The sequence below is a fragment of the Streptomyces sp. NPDC059909 genome (genome assembly GCF_042730885.1).
Lineage (GTDB): Bacteria > Actinomycetota > Actinomycetes > Streptomycetales > Streptomycetaceae > Streptomyces.
In genome coordinates, this window is the sequence record NZ_JBHWKX010000226.1 from 500 (window position 1) to 1,443 (window position 944).

The window sequence follows — 944 nt, forward strand, 5'->3', positions numbered from 1 at the left end:
GAGTTCATGTACATGTGCTGGGCCTTGGCCCGGGCTATGTCCGAGCCGTCTCCGAAGCCGTAGCGGGTGCGCAGCCAGGCCAGCGCGTCCTCGCCCTTGATCTCCGTGGTGCCCTTCCTGAGCTTGAGGCCCGAACCCTTGCCGTCGGCGGTGCGTGAGTGGAGGTTGGCGTCGACGCAGACGGGCACGCCGCCGATCGCGTCGGCCATCGAGACCACGCCCGCGAAGTCGACCATCATGAAGTGGTCGATCCGGATGCCGGTCAGCTCCTCCCAGGTCGCCACGGTGCAGCCGGGGCCGCCGCGCATCCGCGTCTGGTTGGTCATCCGGGTGCCGACCGTCGCCGGGTGGACCTCGCCGGTGTCCGGGTCGGTGCACTCGGGGATCTTCACCAGCGTGTCCCGGGGCATGCTGATCACCGACATGTTGCTGCGGTCCGCCGAGAGGTGGAGCAGCATCTGCACGTCGGCCAGGGCCGGGCCGCCGAAGGTATCCCGGGCGCCGCCGAGTCGCTGGTTCTCCTCGGAGTCGCGGGCGTCCGAGCCGATCAGCAGGATGTTCAGAGGGGTCTGCCCGGCCGCGTTGGGCGTCGGCTCGGGCGCGCGGGAGGTACCGATGTGCAGCGGCTTGCGGTCCAGGTTGTCGTTGAGGTGCTGGTAGTAGAACCAGCCGGCCGTGCCCGCCGCGACCAGGGTCAGCGCCAGTCCGGCCGCCGTCCAGGCGAGGACGCGGCGACGTCTGCGGCGCTTCCCGGGCCTGCCGGGCGCCGCCTCGTCCGCCCGGTCGTCCGCCGGGCCGGTGCCGGAGCTCTCCGGTGTGCCCGCCGGGGCCGGCTCCTCGGCGTCCTCCCGCGCCGGGGCAGGCGCGGTGGCGCGCTCCGGGGCCGGCTCGCCGGCGGGCGCGAGGGGTTGCTCCGGGACGCCGGGGGCGGCCGTGCCGGAGCC

At 73.8% G+C, this 944-nt stretch carries 1 protein-coding gene; it reads right to left on the reverse strand.

The features are described from left to right. Window positions 1-944 (reverse strand): LCP family protein (locus tag ACFV9O_RS40405; RefSeq protein ID WP_385428082.1); only part of this gene is annotated, 944 nt, incomplete at both ends.